The following is a 396-nucleotide window of genomic DNA, read 5'->3' as shown; positions in this document are numbered from 1 at the left end:
GGCCAGCCGCGGTCACCTCGGCGGCTTGTCGTGGGCGACGCCGCACGCGATCCGGGTGCTCGATGTCGCCGGGTGCGACGTGATCCTGGTGGAGACCGTGGGTGTGGGGCAGTCCGAGGTGGAGATCGCAGGGCTGGCCGACACGACGCTCGTGCTCGTCGCGCCCGGGATGGGCGACGGCATCCAGGCGGCCAAGGCCGGCATCCTCGAGGTCGGCGACGTGTTCTGCATCAACAAGGCGGACCGCGACGGCGCCACGACCACGCGCCGCGAACTGCGCACCATGCTGTCCATGACGCACCGCTCGGACGGGGCGTGGACGCCGCCGATCGTCATGACGGTGGCGACCTCGGGTGACGGCATCGACACCGTGGTGCAGGCGATCGATGACCACGG

Annotated in this window: 1 pseudogene; it reads left to right on the top strand. The window is 71.2% G+C overall.

From position 1 onward, the window contains the following. Positions 1 to 396 (top strand): annotated as a pseudogene (locus D9V41_RS16640) (methylmalonyl Co-A mutase-associated GTPase MeaB); the annotation flags it as partial.

It is taken from the genome of Aeromicrobium phragmitis, assembly GCF_003674095.1.
In the GTDB taxonomy this organism is placed as follows: Bacteria; Actinomycetota; Actinomycetes; order Propionibacteriales; family Nocardioidaceae; genus Aeromicrobium; species Aeromicrobium phragmitis.
Note: the sequence above shows the minus strand (reverse complement) of the source record. Positions and strands in the feature narration are given on the sequence as shown.